Genomic DNA, 21546 nt, shown 5'->3' with positions numbered 1-21546 from the left:
TCAGCTTATACAGCGGGTGGATTAGAAGGTTCGTTGGCAACGGCGGCAGCGCAATAATAGGCCATATCCCCTGTTACCTTTTCACCGATTCGCGGCAGGACCCCCGCAAAACGCCCCCCGATCACGAATATGCCTGTCAGCACGTAGCCGTGAAATAGCCCTTCCTCCGTCTGCACCTCTGCGCTCTGCATGGGCCACAGCTGCTGATAAATCTTAGGCTGTCCCTCGTAATAAGCGGCAATATGTGCGGCTTCCTCCTGTTCAGGCGTTAGTGGAGCATCAACTTGATGAAGCAGATCAGGCTGGTCAGCCTTCACATTTTCAACCACTCCCAAGACGCCTTCCAGTCTCTCCTCGGGTTCAGGCTGCTCAATCAAATGCGTCCCTTTACCCTCTCGTCCCCATATACCTTTGGCGACATAAGGCTCTTGATTTTGTAGAAACACGGATGGCTCAAAGTATGTAGGTAGCAGGTAGGTTCGTATGACCTCCAGCTCCCGGTCGTCAAATAAACGAAAACCGCAGAACGCTGGTGTCTGCTCATTGCGCTCGTACAGTGACCATACGGTTGCGGTGAACCCTTTGCTCTGGGTAATGATATGCTGCGGCGGATTAATTAGTCCTATTTTCCCGTCTGCCACCATATCCATTAACGCCTGCCCCACCTCAAGCCCCGTGTCCTCTTCCCGATCATCAATCAGGTATTCCAGCGGATACAGGCGATAGAGGATGTGAATCTGCTCTCCCCGGTGATACAATCCTTCGTTCGGGATAATTTCCAGCTCTTCCAATGGTGCATAAACCACTTCAAACCCGGCTTGTTCACATAAACGCATAATATATTTGGTATTCGTCTGATCCTCAACATGCCAATCATAGCAAGTGAAGTGTACCTTTGCCCCCAAACCCTTACGGCTATAAAAATGAATGAGCTCCGTCAAGGCAGACTGAATCGCCTCATCCATTCCAGATGAGGGTCCATGTAGAGCAATATCATCCCTTGACATTCCCTCACTATGCAGCACCTCCAGCAGCTTTCCTTCGAGATAAGCCACCTCGGGAATCCCGGTTGGGGTATCGGTGTTATTCTCAATGCACTTGATCCCCGCTTCCCCCACAATCCAGTCCTGTCGGGTGATCCCATCCGGCGCGACCTCCATACGTGCAGCACGCAGCAAGCCTGGATGAATTCCCAACCGCTCCACCAGGTATTCATCCGGCATATAGCGCTGGATGAATTGCTGAACCTTGCGATAAATACGATGTACCGCCTCAGAAGCAGCCTGAAGCTCTGCCAGCTCGCTTTCCCGATACACCGTTAAGGCCGGCACGCAATAGGACTTGCCGTACATGCGATGGTACGGAATCATACGGCTGATTTCACCCTGAAAAAGCTCGTCATGTTCATAAGGTAATTGCCGAATCGTACGCATGCTCATCTTAACCCCCAGAAAAAAAGCCGCTGCGTGAGCCGCTGCTGCCAAAACCACTGTGTGAGCTGGAAGATGAAGACGAGCTCTTGCGATAAGAACTGGAAGATGAACGGCTGCTATGATATGAGGAGCCTCCGCTATAATAGGTCGATCCGCCATAATAATACCCGCTGCTGCCTGAATCCCGGCAGGCCGTTTGCTCCGATACAGGAAGCTCGTCGCAGTCATAATATTCGTCGTCACCGCAACCCGTCAGAGCGGCTGGGACAGCCAACATCAGGGCAAAAGCCGCCATCCGTGCACGAGAGCCGGGCTTGGATTTCATGGTTTCCCAAGAATGCTCCATCACAGATCGACCTCCTTCACAAACAAATGCACCTTTTTCAGCTGAGGGTCCAATACTGAATATATAAATTCGTATGTTTTGCCACCTAGCACCGTATAGTGATCCAGTAGCCGTTGGGCCAGCTCCAAGGTAAATACCGAGCCTTCCCGCTGATCCATACTGCGGAACGCAGGCTCATGCCATACCCAGTACAAGGCGCTGAATGTGGAGCTGTAGCCTCCCTCACTAGCCAGGACGAGGTCTGTGATCGACGCGCCGTAAGGCTTCGCACGTTCCCCCGTAAATTCGGTTACATAGACGGAATGATCCGTATGCTCCTCACTTTCATTCGAGATATGCGCCCACAGCTTGTCATGGAGACGCGTAGCGTCTACAAGCTTGCGCAGGAACAGCTCATCTCCCGATACGGACTCCCGTGTTAGGCTGCGCAGTTCCTTTTGAGTGTCTTCTGACCATTCGCGATACGTTAATGAATAATAAATGATGATTCCCTTCCCTTCCTGTACGCTTCTGTCATGAGGTTTACTATAAATCCAAGCATCTGTCGTCGTTCACTATACGAGATTCTACCTTGAAAAGGTTCAATTTGGAAGAAAAATACGACAAAAAGCCGCAATCCCCAGGATTACGGCTTGGTTGTAGCGGTTATAGTTTGATATTGCTTTCGTCGAAATACTCCTCAAGTGTCAGCCCTTGCTTGGCTACATCCTCTGCAATGTCTACTCCCACATAACGGATATGCCAAGGCTCGTACACATAGCCGGTCACATCTTCTTTACCCTTCATATAACGAATAATAAATCCGTATTCCGGTGCATGTTGTTCCAGCCATTCACCTTCCTTAGAAGCACCGAAGGATTGCTCCAGCTCATTGCCTACGCTGGGGCTGGATACGTCAATGGACAATCCCGTCTGATGCTCACTCGTACCTGGTACGGCGCTGACTTTAGAGGCATATTCCTGCCCCTTTGTCTTTACATTGTTGTTGAAAATAGACACCTGACGCTTATAGGAACGGTATCCCGATACCGCACGCAGCTCAATGCCGTCCTTTTTCGCACCGTCGAACAGCTTCTCCAGTGCCTCTGCCGCTTCCTTACGCAAATGCCGCTTCTCATGCGGTCCCTCGAAGGAAAAAGGCACCTGCGGCTCCACCAGATCATCCGGGACATAGCCCACAGGCAAGCTGCGCTTTTTGTTCACAACGACTGTATCTGAAGTCGCATTGGTAACAACCGCTGTTCCATCCTCTTCCTTAACCGTAGCTTGCAGCGCACTCTGGCTCCGCAACGCCATTACAGGGTCAGCTTGTCCGCTTCCAGTACCCGCGGTGGCTTGTCCAGCGCTAGCGCTGCCATTCCCCGCATCCGGCTGGGTGGAAGGCTGTACATTCTCCTGTACCGCTGTAGACGATTTTAATGGCTCACTTTCCTGTCCACCTGATCCTCCTTGCTGGCACGCTGCTAGCAATAGACCCGGCAGGATCAGTCCCGGAATAAGCGCTTTAGTCCATCGCTGAGATGTGCGCGTCTGTTGTATATGTCGTTTCATGCTGGTATCTCCTCCAATATTGCAATTGATACATGACTTGCAGTGACTTTTCCGTTTCCCCATTGTAACTGAACTTTGGACACACTTCGAAGCTGTTATCCTATCCAATGAAGGTGAACAGTCTCGAAAAAGGAAGCATATCCCCGAATTGTTACGGATTATGACGTTTTTGCGGGATTGCAGCCCGAGCTCGCTCGGCTACCCGTTCACGTATGAGTTTCAATGCTTCTTCAGCACGGGGTAACCTCGGCAGCAAAGACGTAATATCAGTTTCCTTCTTGAAAGCAAGTTTCTGTGGCAGATGGATTTCAATGGCATGAAAGCCTGCTCCGGGACGATGCAATGCTCCTTCAGCTGCGGATTCTGCAATCCATTCGCTAATTGCTGCCGATCCGCTGCGTCCGCCCTCCGCGCGTGAGGTAGGCTCAAGCGCGGGGGAGGTTCTCTGCACATGGGATAACTCTCCAGCCCAAGCACTAAACACGTACTCCAGCAGCTCTTCCGGCGTCATTCCGATCAACGCCGGACAGTGTTGGGGCTCGTTTTTCAGTCCATCCTGAAGAGCTTCCTTCACGTCTTCGACTGCCCCCACTCCATTCTCTCTGCTGGAAACGGCGGTCTCAGCTGCGAGTTGAATAATTTCATCCATCGACAGGCAGGCTTCTCCTTTCAGGAGACGGTAGATGTCCAAAGGCTCCGCTTTTAGCTGCTCCAGCCATGCCCCTCGCTCTTCCAGGTTCAGTACAGGCACTGGGCCAGTCCATTGGACGGGTTGTGCGGAAGGTACACCCGTCGATTCACCTTCCGGCCCATTTCCGTCAAATCCCACGATCCATCGACCGTCAGTTACGTCCAGCTTCACTCGCGGTCTCGTCATCGCCTTCATCCTTTCTCTGCTCACTCGATCCATACATCATTTTGCAACGCAATCAGACCACGCAGTTCATCATCAGACATTTCGGTGAGCCAATGTTCACCCGAGCCGACAACCTGTTCGGACAGTGCCTTTTTGCTCTCGATCAGCTCATCGATTCTTTCCTCCAGTGTCCCCTGACAAATCAACTTGTGCACTTGTACATTGCGACTTTGACCAATACGGAATACCCGGTCTGTCGCCTGATTTTCCACCGCAGGATTCCACCAGCGATCATAGTGAATGACATGGCTGGCACGCGTCAGGTTCAGACCCACGCCACCTGCACGCAAGGAAAGTACGAATATATTCGGTCCTTTTCCCTGCTGAAAGTTGTGAACCATTTCGTCCCGTCTGGTTTTCGCCAGTCCCCCATGCAGGAAATATGGCTCTTCTCCCAAAATTTTGGCCAAACGGGAAACCAGTAGTTCTCCCATCGACACATATTGGGTGAAAATCAGCGCCGATTCATCGTTCTCGCGAATGGTTTCTACCAATTCCAGCAGTCGCTCCATTTTGCCCGAGTTTTCGGCTTTACTGCTGTCAGCGCGGCCTGGAATAATTAAACCCGGATGATCACAGATTTGCTTCAACTTGGTCAGCGACGACAGGACAAGCCCTTTGCGGGCCATACCGACCTGTCCATCCAGTGTTCCCAACAATTGATCCACCACACCGCGGTATAATCCGGCCTGCTCTGGTGTCAGTACGCAATAGGACTTCAACTCCAGCTTCTCTGGCAAATCCTTACGGATATCCGGATCGCTTTTGAGCCGACGCAGCATGAACGGGGAGACGAGACGATGAAGCTCACGCAACGCGGACCCCCGTTCCTCTCCTGCCAGACTGTACCGCTGGCGGAATGAAGACGCTGTACCAAGATACCCTGGATTCAGGAATTGGAAAATAGACCACAGTTCGCTCAAGCGATTCTCTACCGGAGTACCTGTCATGGCAATCCGATGTGGTGCGGACAACTTCATGACGCTTTGTGCCTGCTTAGTGCGTGCATTTTTTATATATTGCGCCTCATCCAACACGATGGAAGACCAGTAGACCGCAGATAAATCGCTGCCGTCCCGGCCCGCCAAATGATAGGTAGTGAGGACGATATCATACTCGCGTACATTTTCCTGAAACTGCTCCCCGTGGAGTCGCTGGTTGCCATGGTGAATATAAAGCGACAAATCCGGTGAAAAGCGCTTCAATTCCCGCTGCCAGTTGCCAAGTAAGGACGTCGGACAGATGATTAACGCCGGACGCTGATCCTCTGCTCCGATGCCACCATCGAGCAGACAGGTAATAACCTGAATCGTTTTACCCAGCCCCATGTCGTCCGCCAGGCACACACCAAAGCCCAATCCGCGCATCGCAGCCAACCATTGAAAACCCCGCTCTTGATACGGCCGTAGTGCACCATGCAGCGTCTCCGGCACAGGACGCGGCTCTACGGAACGGAGTATCCCTCCCTCAGCCAACGACGCAAGCAATCCGGCGGATTCTGCGCCAAAGATAGACAAGCCCTTCCATGAGGCCTCGCCTGCACTTTCATTTTCCGCAGCCAAATGCATCCATTCGGACAAGCTCATTTCACCGTTTTCTCCACGCTTGATAAAGCGCAGCACCTGACGAATTTCCTTGGGGTCTACCTCGATCCATTCCCCTCCGAGACGTACGTATGGCAAATTGGCCGCGACGATGCTTTCCAGTTCCTCCATCGTCAAGGCCGTATCCCCCAGCACAGCCTCGGCATCAAACGAAATCATGCGGTTAATGCCAACAGACGATGTATCGGCGATCACACCATCTGGCTTGGTCCCCTGCTCTGTCGAGCGCATTTTAAGCCGCAAGCCTGCACGTCTTCGCCCCTCCCGGCTCCAGCGTGAAGGCATTTGCACAGTAATACCGTTCTTTTGTAAAGAAGGTACGGCTTCCGTCAGGAAGCGGAAGAACATCTCCGGCTCCAGGGTCAACCCCTCGGGATAAGGGCGGTTTAATGCTTCCTGCAATATAGGTGCCGCTTCAGCCGCCTGTCCGAGCCTCGTCAGCAGTTGCGCCTGCACTTGACGGTACACAATTTCACCGCGAACCAGATCACGTTCAGGATATGCCCACAATGCCAGAGCAGGCAGTCGTAATCCGGGCTCTGCATCGCTTTCTGCCCAAAAGGTAATGCGCCATTCCTGGATACTCTCTTCCAAAGAAGGCTCCAAACGAAGGCACAGACGCAATTGCCCTTCAATGGGTTCCTTGGCTTCCCGTTCGGTGACAGGCATTGTGCTTCCCTCAAGAGAGGACGCCTGAAGAACCAACTCCTCCATCTCAGCAGGCGTTCCCTGAATCGCAACCTGACGCGAACCCGTCAACAGACTGTTCCACCACAGCTCCGCCAGCGGTGATCCTCCGCGCCGATAATCTGCCCGATATCGTCCCAGCTCACGATCTGATGCAGCCAGCACCGCGGTCGTTTCTGCATGAACGACCGCACACAAGAAGGAATACAGCACCATTCCGGCTGCATCCTCACGTGTTTCTGGCTCCTTGCCCGCAAAAACGGCCGGAGCTGCCATACAAACAGCCGGCATCGCAGCTGCCAGCTCATGAAAGCGGCGGATGTCTTCCTCTTCGCGAAGCCGAGGAATCCACACCCCTACCGCCGCATCCGGACCGCGTCGTCGCGGTCCAGAGGGACGCGCCTCTGTAAGTGATGGCACGATTTCGCCCCGCTGCATCAGCTCTAGCGCAAAATAAGCAGCCTTTTGCCAATATTGCATTTCCTCGCCAAGCGTAATGCCCGAAGCCGCACAGCCCTTCTCGTCCATGCGAGTCAGCAGAGCCATCGTCTCGCGAGGTTCCAGTGCCAGACCCTCCAGCGTACGCCCCAGCATGGAACGTCTTTTGCCACCTCTGCCCGCGGTTTCCACGCGAGCATTGTTAGGTATCCGCACCTCGGCAAGACGCAACGCAGCCTGCCGAAACGGCCGAAGGTCTCCCTTCAGCGTCAGCCTGCGGATCACACTGCTCCACGCATCAATACGTGGTTCCGACGTCTCACCAGAAAAGCAAAAAAACACATCTCCGAGCCATATTCCATAAAGCGGTTGATTCATATCTGTCTCCCGTCCAGCCTTCTGAATTATTACTCTTCATCATATACGAAAACGGGCTCTTTTCAAAACTTTATCACAAAAATAATTGGAAAGTCATACGTTAATAACCTTAAATATTCATGTAATTAACAATTAAGAGACTTATCCTTCCTGATCGGCCTCATCATCCTTCAGATAAGGATTCAGGCTGTCTTGCAGCAGCCGTTTGACTTGCATACGCAGCTCTTTCGGATATATAACCTCGGCCTCCGGCCCGTATTTTAACAGAAGTCTGGATACATATTTAAACTCTTCGACCGGGATATGTCCGTACCATTCCTGACCCCGCGATTTCTCATGAGAAACATTTTGGAAGAGGGGGTCTGATTCCGCCAGCCGAGCACCTAATGGTGTAAATTCTATTTTTGACGGAATTCCCGTACGCCAATCCTCCGCAGTCAACCATTCCTTAAGGGTGGGAAGGCCGGATAAGGTGTCTTCCAGTATGGTCATTGTCATCACTCTGTCTGAGCGGTACAAAATGATCCGATCTCTGCTTTGCGCAGGCATGTACCAATATCCGTGATCAAAATAGAGCCCCACCGGATATACTTTCGTCCACTTGTCCCCAGAAGCGGAGCGGTAAAGCATGTTCACCCGGCGTTTATTCAACGCAGCCTCCAAAATGAGCGAGGTGTAGGGTGACTCTGCGTGAGTCGGCATCATCCGAAAAGCGATATAGTCCTTGAATTGATCAATGCTATCCCGCACATCCTGAGGAAGCTCGGCATAATAGTGCTCGGATAAATGCTCCCGCACCGACCCGAAGGGGATGTCCGGGATATTTTCTAGCAGCTGCAGCATGAGAAAAAGACCAAAAGCCTCATCGCGAGCAAGATGAAGGGGAGGAAGAAGTCGATTGGGAAGTGCCCGATAGCCGCCATGAGGTCCGGTTTCGGTATACAGGGGTAACCCGGTCTGCTGCAAATAGTCGAGATCTCTTTGAATCGTCCTGACGGAGACACCAAACCGCTCGGCCAGCTCACGTGCCGTATATTTTTTTCGGGAATCCAGTATCCTCATAAGTGCGATTCTGCGTTCGTTCATAAGGTACTCCTCTAATAAAAATAAAGTTTAAACGATTATTTTACTACGACAAAGTATGTCATAAATAGATTGTAACATAGGTGATAGAAAGGAGTGATGAACCATGGATGCTATAAAATCCAACAAAGTCGTATTGTATATTGCCGTGAGTCTTGACGGGTATATTGCACTGCCGGATGGCTCGGTAGACTGGCTGTTTGATGTCAAAGGGGATGGTGGCGACAATGGATATGCCGACTTTTACGACACTGTAGGTACGGTACTGATGGGCAGGCTGACGTATGAAGAGGTATTGAAGCTTTCCGATGATTTCCCCTATGCTGGCAAGCCTTGTTATATACTCATCCGGTCATTAGCGAAGCATGAGCAAGCACCGCATGTTACATTTACGGACGAGGCTCTGTCTGAGCTAGTTCCGCGTCTGCAAAAACAATCGGAAGGTTTGGTATGGCTAGTAGGTGGAGGTCAGTTAGTTCAGGCCTTCATGCAGGCTGGACTGCTGGAAAAGGCGATCATTGCGATCATTCCTAAAGTGCTTGGACAAGGAATACCGTTATTTCCAGAAGGAACACTGCCAAGTACATTTGAACTCCAAGAAATAGAACGCCGCGGGGATATTGTACTGCTTTATTATAATGTATAATTATGTTAACAAAAAAAGCCTTCGGATGTTCAGGATCATGCAATCTCCCTGACATACGAAGGCTCTTCTGCGTATTTTATTTAATTATTTGGTCTTCAAATTATCCCATGTTCTCTGGAAATCCTCGAACAGCTTCCCAGCATCCGATTTACCTGCCACATAAGCTTGCATCTGACTTCCGAATTCTTGCTGCGCTCCTTCAGGATAACGGCTAAAGAACCAGCCCAGCAGTTTATTTTCCTGACTGTATTTCACCACTTCGGCACCCAGTTGGCCCATATCGGCCTCTTCTCCTTTGATGCTCTTGAACGCTGGAATGAACTTAAATTCCTTGGTGATATACTTTTTCCCTTGCTCGGATGTCACCATCCAATTTAAGAACTCTTTGGCCTCAGCTTTGACAGACGAATTTTTATTAACCACCCAGTTATTGGCGACACCTACAAACAGCTTATCTCCGGCTGTTGCATCTTCACCAATCGGCATAGGCAGAATACCCAGATTCAGTTTCGGATTAATTCCGTCAATTTGGACCTGAGTCCAGTTCCCTTGCTGCATCATGGCAGCCTTGCCAGTGGCAAAGTTCGTTACCTGCGTATTGTAATCAGTCGTGAGCGGCTTCGAATTGCCATACTTGAGCGTCAGATCGAGCAGCTTGATCCACTCGGCGAATACAGCATTGCCCGGAATTTTGGCTGTGCCATCATTCAGTCCCTTGACGAAGCCCGACGGGTCTGGCTGATTAGCAAATGCCACGTTCAGCAAATGATTGCCCAGCACCCAAAACTCCTGGTATCCGTTGGAGAAAGGTGTAATCCCTGCGGCTTGCAGCTTTTGCGCAGCAGCCTCCAGCTCGGACAGCGTTTTAGGAGGCGCGGTGATTCCAGCCTTTTTGAACAAATCCTTGTTATAAATAAAGCCGTATCCTTCCAGATTCATTGGCTGACCGTACAGCTTGCCATCCTTGGTCATCGGTTCTTTGGCGACATCGACCACATCACCAACCCAAGGTTGGTCGGATAGGTCCTCCAAATATTCCATCCACGTATCCAGCTCACGATATCCGCCGACATTAAAAATATCCGGCTGTTCACCAGAAGCAAACTTGGCCTTCAACGCCGCCCCATAGTCACTACCCCCACCTACGGTCTGAATGTCGAGCTTAATCCCCGGGTGAGTCGCTTCATACTCCCCCTTCATGCGATTTAGTGCTTCTGCAATCTCTACTTTAAACTGAAAAATGTGAATGGTTTTCTCCTTAACTTCCTCATTGCTTGCATTTTGCCCCCCGCTGCTGTTACATCCCGCCAAAACCAGAGCAAAAGCTGCAAAAAGCAAAATCAGTGCTTGGGCTTTCTTTTTAAAAGTATGCGTTTTCATATTTATGTTCCTTTCTATTCTAGGTTTCATAGCACCATAATCAACACTCAACCTTTAACCGAACCTGCCATAATCCCTTGTATAATATATTTTTGCATGGCCAGAAAGAACGCGATGACCGGCAAGATACCCAGCACCAGAGCAGGTAATGCCAAATCCCACTGCTTCGTATATTGTCCGAAAAAGGCATAGGTTGCAATCGGAATGGTGCGCAATTCAGCCTTTTGCAGCACGAGAGAAGGCAGTAGATAGTCGTTCCAAATCCAGAGTGTATTCAAAATAATAACTGTTACCATCATGGGCAGCATCAACGGATATACAATCCGGAAAAACACCCCGTAAGGCGTGCAACCGTCTACTGTAGCTGCTTCTTCCACCTCGACTGGCACACCTTTGACGAATCCGTGAAAGAGAAAGATGGACATAGGAGCCCCAAATCCCAGATAACAGATTACCAGACCACTAATACTGTTCATTAAATCCAGCGTACTTACAACCTTGACCAAAGGGATCATCACCGATTGAAAAGGAATGACCATCGCGGCCACGAACAGGCTGAACAGCACCCGATTGTAACGTGTTGGATGCCTAACCATTCGATAAGCAGCCATTGAGCTGATCAGTACGAGCAGCAGATTGCTGACCACCGTAACCACGAATGAGTTCCATAACGCTTCAGGAAAACGCGTAATGCTCCAAGCTCTAGCATAGTTGCTCCATACAAATGTTTGTGGCCAGGCCGCAGAATCCGTGAGCAGGTCACCAAAGCTTTTGACCGAATTCACGAACAAAAAGTAAAACGGGACGAGGAATACCAATGCGACGAGGATCATCACCAACTCAGTCGCCCAGGTTCCAACGCGGTAGCGATTGTTTGTTTCCATCTACGATTCCACCTCCCGGCTTTTCGTCAGGCGTACCTGAAGGCTCGTAACGAGAGCAACAATGATAAAGAAAATAAGTGCTTTAGCCGTTCCCAACCCATAACGATTATTGACAAACGCTTCATTGTATATATTGAGCGCCACTGACTCTGTTGAACCAAAAGGACCACCCTTCGTCAATGACAGGTTGAGATCGAACATTTTAAACGACCATGATATCGCCAGGAAGAGACATACCGTAATGGCGGGCATGATCAAAGGCAGTATAATCGACCGCAAGATTTGCATCCGGCTCGCTCCGTCAATCTCGGCTGCCTCCAGCATATCCCGGGGCACGTTGGTCAGGGAAGAGATATAAATCACCATTAAATAACCGGCTGTTTGCCAGATAAACACGATCACAATGCCCCAGAAGGCCGTAATCTCATCTCCCAGCCAGGACAGGTTGAAGAAGGATAACCCTGTACTCTCGCCGATCGCTGCAAATCCCTTGACGAAAATAAACTGCCAGATAAAACCGAGCAACAGACCTCCGATCACATTAGGCATGAAAAAAATAGTTCGAAGCACATTTTTTGTTTTTAGCGGCTTGGTTAGAAAATACGCCAGCAGAAAACCAAAGATATTGGCTGCCACCACTCCAATCACCGTAAAACGGACGGTAAACCAGAACGCTGTCCCGAATTTGTCGTCATTTAATAAAATGTGACTGAAATTATCCAGCCCGACCCACTTTGCCTGATTGGCTACCCCATTCCACTCTGTAAAAGAATAGTACATTCCTAGCATGAAAGGGATTACAATAATGATAACGAAAAATAACGTCGATGGCCCTACAAAAATCCATTGCTGGAGCCATTGCGACGACTTGGCGCGATTCAAACCGATCCCCCCTTTGTTCTCTTTGGTGTCTGGAACGCTCCTCTACGGCATCCTTGCAAGCAGTGTGGACGTTGAATCCGTATGGATATGCGATTCACATGTTCATTATGTCGAATTAGCGCTCTGGAGAACACGCAAGATCGTGAACCATTAAGGGGGAAAATATTGACCTCAGGCCTGCCTTGAATTGTGAAAGGAGCTACCTGCATGAAATTTCATAGCATTCGTTCTCGCCTAATCTGGTTTCTACTCATTGCGGTCACCATTCCGTTGCTGCTTTCAATGACCATGACCTTCATCCTCACCAAGCAATCCTTACGGGAGCAGGCCACCCAAGAAAATGAGCGGCTTATTTTTCAGGGAATTACGAATCTGGATAACTATTTACAGGGATTAAATCGCGCATCGATCGGAGTCTATAATGACCCTCATTTTCTGCGCAACCTGGCTAAAATTCCAGATGATTACCGGGCCGTTGCCGAGATTTACACCACGCTGCAAACGATGATGAATGCTTCCTCAGGTATTGACCAGGTGTACTTGCATTCGTTTGAGGCTGGGCAATCTACGCTGATTACCAGCACGGTTCCTTTACGGGAGTTCCGGCTGGAGCCCTTTACCGGTTCTATCCATTACGGCCCTTCCGGACTGTTCATACAACCCTCGCATATAAAGCATTTGTACGGCTTTTCGGCGGTTTCCTATGCGGAGCACAGCACAGAGCGGCAGGTATTTACACTCCACCGGGCGATTCGGAACATTCCGTCTTCAGAAATGCTTGGGGTACTGGCTATAGACGTTGATCTGGAGGCACTGCGCAGTATTTGCCGTCAATTGTATGATGCAGATACAGAGGAGCTGTTTTTAATTGATCGGAACGGAACGATCATCTATAGTGGAAAAGAATCATCCATTGGAACACACTGGAAGGAATCTGGCCTACTCAAGCGAATTTCTAAAGAAGACGAGCACGGTGTAATTGAAGATGATACAGCACTGCACGTATATGGCAAACTGGATGCCAACCTGTCAGGCTGGACACTCGTCAAGAAAATCCCTCATCGGACGCTTTATATGCGAGCTACCCAACTGACCCAGATCAATGCGGTCATTACAGGCGCAGCATTGCTGCTCGTTATTGTCGCCACGTTATGGATTTCAATAAAAATTACGGAACCGATTAAGCGGCTGACTCGCTACATAAACCAGATTCAGTCTGGTCAGCTGGATGTAGACATCCGGGCCATGAGCAACGATGAGATTGGAGTGCTGTCGCGTCGTTTCAGACAGATGATGGATACCATCAACAACCTCATTTTGCGGGAATACAAGCTGGAACTGGCAAACAAGACACACCAATTGAAAGCGCTTCAGGCACAGATTAATCCTCATTTTTTATATAATACGCTACAGTCTATTGGAACACTGGCTCTACAACATGAGGTGCCGCGAATCTATTCGCTACTCTCTTCCCTTGCGAAAATGCTCCGCTATAACATGCGGGACCATACGATTGTTACACTCAAGGAAGAGGCTGAGCATGTAAAACAATATCTTGATTTGCAAAAGGAACGCTTCGGTGAGCAATTAGAAGTCACCTATCAATGGGATGATCAAGTCCTGAATGATCGGGTGCCTAAAATGATTCTCCAGCCGTTGGTGGAAAACTACTTTAAACACGGTGCCGATCCCCGGCTGGGACCCGGTAAGATTCGTATTACAGCCTGCCGAATCCGGGAAGGCATTGTGAGGATTGAAGTGGAAAATAACGGCGCATCAATTCCAGAGAACGAATTGGAGCAGCTCCAGTATATGCTGCAACGTCCGCTGAAAGCCCATGAAGAATCAGACACTGACGAGCAGAACTCTATTGGTCTTCGTAATGTTCTATTACGTATCCAGCTTCACTCGGATGATGGTTCTAATACCCTGTGTGTAGACAATATTCTGCCTCATGGCGTTCGTTTCACACTTGAAATTCGCACCGAGCCCCATACAGAAATTCATTTTAAGGGAGAGTGATCTGTCAATGAAGGTCCTAATTGTGGATGATGAAAGGCATGTACGTCACGCCATTCGGATGCTTGTACATTGGGAAGCTTACGGTGTGAGCGAGGTGATTGAGGCTGAATCGGGCGACCAGGCGATTGAGGTTATTACCGCACTTTCCCCGCCTGTGGTACTCACAGATATGCGAATGCCTGGTAAAGATGGAGTAGCCTTGATGGAGTGGATTCAAGCCAATTCTCCAGCTACCAGAGTCGTGGTGGTCAGCGGCTATGATGATTTTGAATTGGTTCGGCAGGCCATTCGCCGGGGAGGCATGGACTATATCCTTAAGCCCGTAGATCCGGTAGAGATCAATGAGGCGCTCAGTAAAGCCACTCAAGCTTGGCGGACAGCGGAGCAAGACCGGAACAGGCAGACCATGCAGGCTATGGAGGTCAACCGGATGAGGCCGCACTATGCTGATAAACTCCTGACCGAACTCATTTCCGGTACGGCGCTATCCATCACTCCCTTACGTGAGGAGCTACGTCTTCCCACAGCTATTCAGATCTGTAATGCAGCAGTGATGAGTACCACTCAACTGGATGCCGATATACTGGACAAATATAAAACGCGCCGCGCGCTTCTAGGCTTTTCCCTCATTAACATTTGCAACGAATTTCTGGGTACTTCTCAAACCGGAATTGCATTCCGTCATCTGGAGCGTACGGACGAAATTATTCTGCTGTATTGGGCCGAGCCGGCTCGTTGGCCAGTGCTCTTGCAGGAGATTCACACAGGGATTAGAACGGCGCTGCGCTGCTATATGCACATCGGGGTTGGTTCTTTCGGAACCTTTCCGATGGGGGCAGCCACAGCCTACCAAGAAGCACGGCAAGCGCTCTGGAAACGGGATATGTTGCAGGCCACCGACTGGATACATGAGAGTTCTCCGGCCCGGCAGACCGTTCGTCTTCCCCAGTTGTCTGAAATGGAAGAGGAACTACGGCTTAGTGCGCTCAGCTGTAATGCCAGTCGCGTATCTACAGCGGTAGGCGACTGGGTGGCAGCCGTAGCCGTGCTGCCTTCGGTTACAGCAGAGCAGCTCGCTGGCTGGAATCAAGAGCTGGATTGGATGCTGGCTCGCTGGCTGAATGACAGACCTGGAGATGCCGAAGGCGAGGAGCTGACAGATGAGTCCAACTCCATACCTGCCCTGCCAGTCGACAACCGTGGGGTGCTTTCCCTACCTTTATGGAAAAAACAGATCGAAAATCGATTGCTGGCAGCCGGTCAGGCACTTACGCCAAGCCATAGCCCAAACAACCCGACGATCCGTGATATTGCCCGCTATCTGGATGCTCACTATGACGAGGATATTTCCCTACAGGATATAGCGAGCCGCTTTTACCTCAGCCGGGAATACATTTCTCGTAAATTCAAGCAGGAGTACGGGGTTAATCTGTCCGATTATTTGTGCCAGATCCGGATGAGCAAGGCAAAGCTGTTACTGCTGAATGACAAGCTGCGCCTTCACCATATTGCCGGTATGGTCGGATATCAGGATGAGAAATACTTTGGCAAGGTGTTCAAAAAACTTGAGGGAGTTACGCCTGGCGAATTCAGAAGGCGTCATTCTGCAAATCCTCAGCCGTTATCGCATATAACACATGATCTTCCCACACACCATTAATCTTCAAATAGTTGAGAGCCAGCCCCTCGCGGCGAAATCCCGCCTTTTCCATCACTCGATGGGAAGGCGAATTTCTTGGCATGACTCCAGCTTGAATACGGTGTAATTCCAACTCATTCAGGGCGTAGCGGACAATATCCTTCACTGCGGAGGTAGCATAGCCTTGTCCATGATATGCAGGATCTACGAAGTAGCCCAGATTGGCATTTTGGAAGGGACCTCTAGCGACACCAGACAGCTCCATTCTGCCGATCAGCTTATCATTTTTCGGTAAAAAAAGTCCAAACGTATATCCCTGTCCGGCTTGTGCAGCTTCCAAGCCGTTGGAAATCAGACGCACCTGTTCTCCAGGGTAAAGTAATGTTCAGGTCGTTCTGGCTCGAATGGTTTGAAAAACTCAAAATGTTGGCGTCTAATTTCTAATAAACGTTCTGCATCCTTTACTTGTAAAAGCCGAATCTGTAGACCTGGATGGGTGGACTTCATCGAAATCACACCATTCGTTTCATGGGACATTATCATTACCTTCTCTCTGTGTTATTCCTACGTAATTGTAATTCACAGTCACGAGACAAGAAAATACCCCAGGCACATACAAGCAGCCTAGGGTATATTATTTAAAATTTAGTCTGTAACAGGCATCCAGCCAGGAATGGTCGTCAGCGCACCCCACAGGTAATCAGGAATGACCAGCTCCTGCTGGGCTTGCTTGGATAATGTCGTGCGAATGGTATCTTCTGTGCCATTTTGCACTTTCTGAACCCATTGCGGCTCCATCAGCAACGGACGTCCCAGCGAAACAAGTGGTACACCTGTCTCCAGCGCTGCAAGCGCCTCGTCCGGTGTATTCAGTGAACCCACTCCCATGACTGGCACACGTTTCCCAACCTTCTCATGGATCAGAACCGTACGTGACCGTTCGTCACTACGGTCGCGGAACGAGCCGCCGAAGAAATGATTTACGGAAATGTGCAGGTAATCCAGCCCTTCGTCCGCCAGACGGTCTACAAGCACCATCGTATCATCTAGTGTGATACCTGGCGTGTGTCCTTCCTCAGGAGACAAGCGGTATCCGAAGATGAATGGACGCTTCGCATGCTCTGCGATCACCTTCTTCACTTCGTGAACAATCGCCAACGGGAAGGTCAACCGTTTTTCAAGGCTTCCTCCCCATTCATCGGTACGAATGTTGGAATGCGGGGAGAAGAACTGTTGCACCAGGTAACCGTTCGCTCCGTGAAGCTCTACACCATCATAGCCTGCTTCAATCGCGCGGCGAGTTGCTTCGCCATAGGCGCGGATGACGCGGTGGATATCGTCAGATGTCATTTCACGCGGCACAGGTGCGCCTTCTTTTTCCTCAGCTACTGCGCTTGCACTGATTGGTTGTCCGTCTGGAATCTGATCCGGTGGGCACAGGCGGCCACCATGATAAATTTGCAGAATCGCTTTCGCGCCCTCCTGATGAATCGTATCCGCCAGACGACGCAGGCTAGGAATCATTTCATCCTTGTCCGCACCAAACTCATTAACAAATCCTTTGCCATCTGGAGTTACATACACACAAGCGGTAATAACCGCGCCCACACCACCGGAGCGTTCACGGTAGTATGCCAGTTCCTGGTCACTGACTTCGCCATTTTCGTGGGAAGCAAAGTTAGTCATAGGGGCCATCGTAATGCGGTTCTTCAATGTAACACCGGATGGCAGGGTATAAGCTTCAAATAAAGGATTATATTTCGGGTTCATTCGTTCTCTCTCCTTCAGTTTAAGTCAGATCAGATCATATAGGGCTATTGAGCATGAAACGAATACGAATTCAATGTCATTTTCCTTCCATGACGAAGCCTCTTTGCTGTTGCTTACTTAAATACAGTGGTTATAATAACCACAGTATAATGATCCGCCCCTATAAAGTCAAATCCAACCTTTTTGACCTCCCTTAAACTGTCCGAAAAGTCCGAAATTTAGCCACTTTACATCAGCTATTGACAGTCGCTTATTTGCTTCCGGCTATACTATCTTTCTCCTCCCGGCGGGAAAACCAGGTCGCGAGCAACGAGCCGGAAATATTATGCCACACGCTAAAAATCGCACTCGGTACAGCAGCAATCGGATTAAAATGAGCCGCTGCCAGCGCAGCTCCCAGCCCGGAATTCTGCATTCCTGTTTCCAGCGTAACGGCTTTACGCTTGGAAAGATCCATGCCGAATAGCTTGGCAAACCAATATCCGAGCAGAAAGCCGATACCGTTATGCAAAATAACCACAGCAAAAATAATCGGACCTGTCTCCAAAATCTTGCCTTTGCTGCCTGCAACCACAATAGCCACGATAAGTACAATCGCCATGGTTGAAATGAGCGGCAGCGCCTTGACACTGGCTTCCGCTTGTCTGCGGAATAGCGATTTGACGATTACACCCAGCACAATAGGGACAATAACCACGATGAGAATATCCATGATCAGCGACTTCGCATCAATATTCATCCAGCGTCCGGCAAGCAGACTAATCATCGCTGGGGTTGCCAGTGGCGCAATCAGCGTCGACACTGAAGCGATCGATACGCCAAGCGCCACGTCTCCTTTGGATAAGAGCGTCATTACGTTAGACGCAGTTCCACTCGGGCAACAGCCAACCAAAATGACACCCACCGCAATATCCGGTGGAAGCTGCAATACTAATGCCAATACAAAGGCGAGAAACGGCATGATCAGATAGTGCCCTACCACTCCTATAGCCACATCCACTGGACGCCGGAACACTTCACGAAAGTCGGCCGCAGATAAAGTCAGCCCCATCCCGAACATGACAATGCCCAGAAATAACTGTATGTATCCTTTCAACCCTGTAAACGCCGTAGGAAAGAAAAATCCCAAACATGCAAATAAAAGCACCCAGATGGAAAAGGTCCCACCTACAAATTTTCCTACTTTCTCTAATCCTCTCATTCTACTGATCCCCTTACTTCTATATAAGCTGATTTAAGAAAATGCACATCGGAAGCATCTTCTGGCTGCATAGTTGGCACGCCATGTGAACTCTTCCTTCAGCTTATATAGTGCTTAAAATTTTTACCATTGTACTACATATGAATGCATATACATACAACTTTTTATGATTTTATTGGGATCAAGAAACTTTTCCCCGTTCGGACATATTTGAAAGCAAAGTGGGTATATTCATAGTAGAAGATAGTGACCAGTCGGTCATTTTGAATATCATTCGTTGAGGAGGAGTTATTCCTATGTCACGAAGCCATCCGTATAAATGGTGGAATATTATTGCATTCATCGCTGTCGTTCTCGTTAATATTTTGGCTTCTACACTTCCTATTGGCGGAAGAAGCACCGCTGCTGTATCCAACATGTACCCTACCTTAATTACGCCAGCAGGTTACGCTTTTTCCATCTGGTCGGTCATCTACGTGCTGCTCGCCTGTTTTGCCGTGTACCAATCTACATCTACAGGGCAAGCCAGGACAAGCGTTCAATCTATCGGTATTTTCTTTATTTTGAGCTGTCTCTTCAACATCATCTGGATTTTCCTATGGCAGTATGTATACGTAGAACTATGCGTGATCGTCATTATTTTATACTTGCTCTCCCTATTCGTCGTATATACACGTACTCGTACACCGCAGCCAACTCGCGGAGAAATGTGGTTCGTCAAGCTTCCTTTCAGTCTGAATCTCGGTTGGGTATCTGTGGCTACCATCATCAACATTGCAGTAGCATTGGAAAAGAATGAATGGAGTGGCTGGGGTCTCAGCGATACGCTATGGGCGATCATCATCCTGTTTATTGGCACCGTATTGGCCATCTTGGTCAGCTTTCCTTATCGTGACAGCATCTACCCACTTGTATTTGTATGGGCCTATGTCGCCATCGCCATCGAGCATCCAAACAATGAAAATGTACGGCTGGCTGCATGGGTCTTGTCGGCAATCATCCTGGTGTACGCGCTATGGCTATTCTTTGCCCGTAATCGAGACCGGGATTAAAGGAAACGAATATCATCTCCTAGCACAAGCACAAGCGAGCATGGGTCTGAATCATTTAGCCCAAGCTCGCTTGCTTTGTTTTTTCTAAAATATGATCAGGCATAGACTTTAATCAAATCTAAAAGCTTGCTTGTCGATTGATCCGTATTAATTTTCTCCATATTGTGAATGTAATCCAACCTTTTTTCATACAAACGAAGAATCATATCGACAAAGCGTTCAGATTCCAGCTCTTCTTCTTCTAAAATTTCACACAAGCCTTGTGCTTTAAATGATTTTGCATTTAGAATCTGATCCCCCCTGCTGACTGCTTTTGAAAGAGGTATCAACAGCATAGGCTTACGCAACGTCAAGAATTCAAAAATGGAATTTGAACCTGCCCTGGAAACAACCATATCTGCCATCGCCATTACATCCGCCAGTTCATCGTTTATGTATTCAAATTGCTGATAACCATTCGTACGAATAGAATCATTCACTTGGTTCTTACCACAAATATGCACGATTTGAAATTGAGCGAGCAAAGCCTCTAAATTCAGCCAAACCAGCTCATTGATCTTCTTGGAGCCTAAACTCCCACCCATGATGAGCATGATGGGCTTATTTCGAGTAAAACCGCAGTAGGCTAACCCTTTGGCCGCCTTCCCCTCTTTTAGCTCATCTCTCACAACAGCACCAATATATCGGGTATTCTTTGAGCGAAAATATTCAGCTGTTTCAGGAAAAGTAGTACAAATTTCGGTAGCAAACATGCTGGAAATTTTATTCGCTAATCCAGGGGTAAGATCGGATTCGTGGATGATGACGGGGACTCTGTTCAACCACCCAGCCAATACCACAGGAACGGAAACAAACCCGCCTTTTGAAAAAATAATATTCGGTTTTTCTTTCTTTATAATTCGGTATGCTTGAGAAATTCCCTTAAGCACTTTAAAAGGGTCCTTAACATTATTCCAGTCAAAATATCTGCGTAATTTCCCGGTTGCGACACTAAAATAACACACATCTTCTAATCCAGAGATCAGTTTTCTTTCAATCCCTTGTTCAGAGCCTATGTATTGGACACTCCGAACAACACGCATTACATTCAAAACAACCGGATGCCACTATAGTAGTGACACCCGGTTCCATGCAGACTTTGTATTTAATAAACGAACCCTGGTAACTTATTCGCCCTTCAATGCAATGACTTCAATCTCCACCAGTGCGTCCTTAGGCAGACGAGCTACCTCCACCGCACTCCGTGCTGGGTATGGTTGCTCGAAGAAGGAACTGTACACCTCATTGACACTGACAAAATCGTTCATATCCTTCAGGAATACAGTCGCTTTCACAACCTGGTTCATGTTGCTGCCTGCCGCTTCCAGAATGGCTTGTACATTGCTCAAGGACAGGCGAGCCTGCTCCTGTACATCCTTGCCGAACTCACCTGTTGCTGGATTCAGCCCAAGCTGTCCTGATGTGTAAATAAACCCGCCTGCCTCTACCGCTTGGCTATAGGGCCCGATCGCGCCGGGGGCTTTTTCAGTAGCAATTGTTTTTTTCATAGGGGTTGGATTCTCCTTCCTGATACTGGTTCACCGTATTATAGCATGTGAAGTCCAAAGCCACTATTCCGTGCGACGGTTTGACAC

18 protein-coding genes and 1 pseudogene are annotated in these 21546 nt (G+C 49.1%); 4 read left to right on the top strand and 15 right to left on the bottom strand.

Going from position 1 to position 21546, the window contains the following annotated elements; all coding sequences use genetic code 11:
- Positions 1 to 5: 5 nt before the first annotated feature.
- The 7 genes from HFE01_RS20145 to HFE01_RS20110 all read right to left on the bottom strand — a co-directional run bounded on the left by HFE01_RS20145 (position 6) and on the right by HFE01_RS20110 (position 8439).
- The gene (locus HFE01_RS20145; RefSeq protein WP_107734793.1) at positions 6 to 1439 is read right to left on the bottom strand and encodes a glutathionylspermidine synthase family protein; all 1434 of its coding nucleotides are present in this window, start codon (positions 1437 to 1439) and stop codon (positions 6 to 8) included.
- 1 nt (position 1440) lies between these two features.
- Positions 1441 to 1779, bottom strand: a complete 339-nt coding sequence (locus HFE01_RS20140) for a hypothetical protein (RefSeq protein ID WP_013369194.1) — start codon at positions 1777 to 1779, stop codon at positions 1441 to 1443.
- Complete coding sequence (locus tag HFE01_RS20135) at positions 1779 to 1973, bottom strand: hypothetical protein (RefSeq protein WP_016819501.1); 195 nt, start codon at positions 1971 to 1973, stop codon at positions 1779 to 1781. Before HFE01_RS20135 ends, HFE01_RS20140 begins: the two co-directional genes overlap by 1 nt.
- 451 nt (positions 1974 to 2424) lie before the next feature.
- The gene (locus HFE01_RS20125) at positions 2425 to 3330 is read right to left on the bottom strand and encodes a M15 family metallopeptidase (protein ID WP_016819500.1); all 906 of its coding nucleotides are present in this window, start codon (positions 3328 to 3330) and stop codon (positions 2425 to 2427) included.
- A 151-nt stretch (positions 3331 to 3481) separates the two neighbouring features.
- Positions 3482 to 4207, bottom strand: coding sequence for a hypothetical protein (locus HFE01_RS20120; protein ID WP_025363903.1), 726 nt, complete (start codon positions 4205 to 4207; stop codon positions 3482 to 3484).
- Positions 4208 to 4227: 20 nt separating this feature from the next.
- On the bottom strand, positions 4228 to 7353 hold the full coding sequence (locus HFE01_RS20115) for a DEAD/DEAH box helicase (protein WP_025363902.1): 3126 nt from the start codon (positions 7351 to 7353) through the stop codon (positions 4228 to 4230).
- Positions 7354 to 7494: 141 nt separating this feature from the next.
- Positions 7495 to 8439, bottom strand: coding sequence for a helix-turn-helix transcriptional regulator (locus HFE01_RS20110; RefSeq protein WP_025363901.1), 945 nt, complete (start codon positions 8437 to 8439; stop codon positions 7495 to 7497).
- Between the two features lie 103 nt (positions 8440 to 8542).
- Between HFE01_RS20110 and HFE01_RS20105 the strand changes: the two genes are divergently transcribed.
- Entirely contained in the window at positions 8543 to 9082 is a 540-nt protein-coding gene (locus tag HFE01_RS20105; protein ID WP_167438623.1) for a dihydrofolate reductase family protein, read from the top strand.
- 84 nt (positions 9083 to 9166) lie between these two features.
- On the opposite strand, the gene HFE01_RS20100 is transcribed toward HFE01_RS20105, so the two are convergent.
- From HFE01_RS20100 to HFE01_RS20090, 3 genes are read right to left on the bottom strand one after another with little or no spacing between them, the layout of a single operon-like run.
- Positions 9167 to 10462 carry an ABC transporter substrate-binding protein gene (locus HFE01_RS20100; RefSeq protein ID WP_044787067.1) on the bottom strand — a complete coding sequence of 432 codons (1296 nt, stop codon included), beginning with the start codon at positions 10460 to 10462 and terminating at the stop codon, positions 9167 to 9169.
- Positions 10463 to 10509: 47 nt separating this feature from the next.
- Complete coding sequence (locus tag HFE01_RS20095) at positions 10510 to 11346, bottom strand: carbohydrate ABC transporter permease (RefSeq protein WP_016819492.1); 837 nt, start codon at positions 11344 to 11346, stop codon at positions 10510 to 10512.
- On the bottom strand, positions 11347 to 12228 hold the full coding sequence (locus tag HFE01_RS20090; RefSeq protein ID WP_016819491.1) for a carbohydrate ABC transporter permease: 882 nt from the start codon (positions 12226 to 12228) through the stop codon (positions 11347 to 11349).
- A 207-nt stretch (positions 12229 to 12435) separates the two neighbouring features.
- On the opposite strand from HFE01_RS20090, the gene HFE01_RS20085 reads away from it, so the two are divergent.
- Positions 12436 to 14250, top strand: a complete 1815-nt coding sequence (locus HFE01_RS20085; RefSeq protein ID WP_117290102.1) for a sensor histidine kinase — start codon at positions 12436 to 12438, stop codon at positions 14248 to 14250.
- 7 nt (positions 14251 to 14257) lie between these two features.
- Positions 14258 to 15910, top strand: coding sequence for a response regulator (locus HFE01_RS20080; protein WP_167438624.1), 1653 nt, complete (start codon positions 14258 to 14260; stop codon positions 15908 to 15910).
- Here the strand turns inward: HFE01_RS20080 and HFE01_RS20075 are convergent.
- From HFE01_RS20075 to HFE01_RS20065, 3 genes and pseudogenes are all read right to left on the bottom strand, one after another.
- A pseudogene (locus HFE01_RS20075) lies at positions 15840 to 16426 on the bottom strand (GNAT family N-acetyltransferase). The gene HFE01_RS20080 and the pseudogene HFE01_RS20075 sit on opposite strands and share 71 nt — an antisense overlap.
- A gap of 108 nt (positions 16427 to 16534) precedes the next feature.
- Entirely contained in the window at positions 16535 to 17659 is a 1125-nt protein-coding gene (locus tag HFE01_RS20070) for an NADH-dependent flavin oxidoreductase (protein ID WP_167438625.1), read from the bottom strand.
- Positions 17660 to 17909: 250 nt separating this feature from the next.
- Entirely contained in the window at positions 17910 to 18860 is a 951-nt protein-coding gene (locus tag HFE01_RS20065; RefSeq protein WP_102998346.1) for a bile acid:sodium symporter family protein, read from the bottom strand.
- Positions 18861 to 19156: 296 nt separating this feature from the next.
- Between HFE01_RS20065 and HFE01_RS20060 the strand changes: the two genes are divergently transcribed.
- Positions 19157 to 19912: a tryptophan-rich sensory protein gene (locus HFE01_RS20060; RefSeq protein WP_019686016.1), complete on the top strand. Its 756-nt coding sequence runs from the start codon at positions 19157 to 19159 to the stop codon at positions 19910 to 19912.
- 95 nt (positions 19913 to 20007) lie between these two features.
- On the opposite strand, the gene HFE01_RS20055 is transcribed toward HFE01_RS20060, so the two are convergent.
- Both HFE01_RS20055 and HFE01_RS20050 read right to left on the bottom strand, forming a co-directional pair.
- The gene (locus tag HFE01_RS20055) at positions 20008 to 20994 is read right to left on the bottom strand and encodes an undecaprenyldiphospho-muramoylpentapeptide beta-N-acetylglucosaminyltransferase (RefSeq protein WP_019686015.1); all 987 of its coding nucleotides are present in this window, start codon (positions 20992 to 20994) and stop codon (positions 20008 to 20010) included.
- A gap of 84 nt (positions 20995 to 21078) precedes the next feature.
- The gene (locus HFE01_RS20050; RefSeq protein WP_013308546.1) at positions 21079 to 21459 is read right to left on the bottom strand and encodes a RidA family protein; all 381 of its coding nucleotides are present in this window, start codon (positions 21457 to 21459) and stop codon (positions 21079 to 21081) included.
- Between the last annotated feature and the right edge of the window lie 87 nt (positions 21460 to 21546).

This window comes from Paenibacillus sp. EKM10P (genome assembly GCF_011800655.1).
In the GTDB taxonomy this organism is placed as follows: domain Bacteria; phylum Bacillota; class Bacilli; order Paenibacillales; family Paenibacillaceae; genus Paenibacillus; species Paenibacillus polymyxa.
The sequence above is the reverse complement of the archived record's forward strand: the minus strand, read 5'-3'. Positions and strand labels throughout refer to the sequence as shown.

Coding starts and splice junctions, on each gene's coding strand:
- HFE01_RS20080 (WP_167438624.1), top strand. CDS start 14,258: ATGAAGGTCCTAATTGTGGATGATGAAAGGCATGTACGTCACGCCATT.
- HFE01_RS20140 (WP_013369194.1), bottom strand. CDS start 1,779: ATGGAGCATTCTTGGGAAACCATGAAATCCAAGCCCGGCTCTCGTGCA.
- HFE01_RS20055 (WP_019686015.1), bottom strand. CDS start 20,994: ATGCGTGTTGTTCGGAGTGTCCAATACATAGGCTCTGAACAAGGGATT.
- HFE01_RS20120 (WP_025363903.1), bottom strand. CDS start 4,207: ATGACGAGACCGCGAGTGAAGCTGGACGTAACTGACGGTCGATGGATC.
- HFE01_RS20145 (WP_107734793.1), bottom strand. CDS start 1,439: ATGAGCATGCGTACGATTCGGCAATTACCTTATGAACATGACGAGCTT.
- HFE01_RS20070 (WP_167438625.1), bottom strand. CDS start 17,659: ATGAACCCGAAATATAATCCTTTATTTGAAGCTTATACCCTGCCATCC.
- HFE01_RS20110 (WP_025363901.1), bottom strand. CDS start 8,439: ATGAACGAACGCAGAATCGCACTTATGAGGATACTGGATTCCCGAAAA.
- HFE01_RS20115 (WP_025363902.1), bottom strand. CDS start 7,353: ATGAATCAACCGCTTTATGGAATATGGCTCGGAGATGTGTTTTTTTGC.
- HFE01_RS20105 (WP_167438623.1), top strand. CDS start 8,543: ATGGATGCTATAAAATCCAACAAAGTCGTATTGTATATTGCCGTGAGT.
- HFE01_RS20095 (WP_016819492.1), bottom strand. CDS start 11,346: ATGGAAACAAACAATCGCTACCGCGTTGGAACCTGGGCGACTGAGTTG.
- HFE01_RS20100 (WP_044787067.1), bottom strand. CDS start 10,462: ATGAAAACGCATACTTTTAAAAAGAAAGCCCAAGCACTGATTTTGCTT.
- HFE01_RS20065 (WP_102998346.1), bottom strand. CDS start 18,860: ATGAGAGGATTAGAGAAAGTAGGAAAATTTGTAGGTGGGACCTTTTCC.
- HFE01_RS20060 (WP_019686016.1), top strand. CDS start 19,157: ATGTCACGAAGCCATCCGTATAAATGGTGGAATATTATTGCATTCATC.
- HFE01_RS20125 (WP_016819500.1), bottom strand. CDS start 3,330: ATGAAACGACATATACAACAGACGCGCACATCTCAGCGATGGACTAAA.
- HFE01_RS20085 (WP_117290102.1), top strand. CDS start 12,436: ATGAAATTTCATAGCATTCGTTCTCGCCTAATCTGGTTTCTACTCATT.
- HFE01_RS20050 (WP_013308546.1), bottom strand. CDS start 21,459: ATGAAAAAAACAATTGCTACTGAAAAAGCCCCCGGCGCGATCGGGCCC.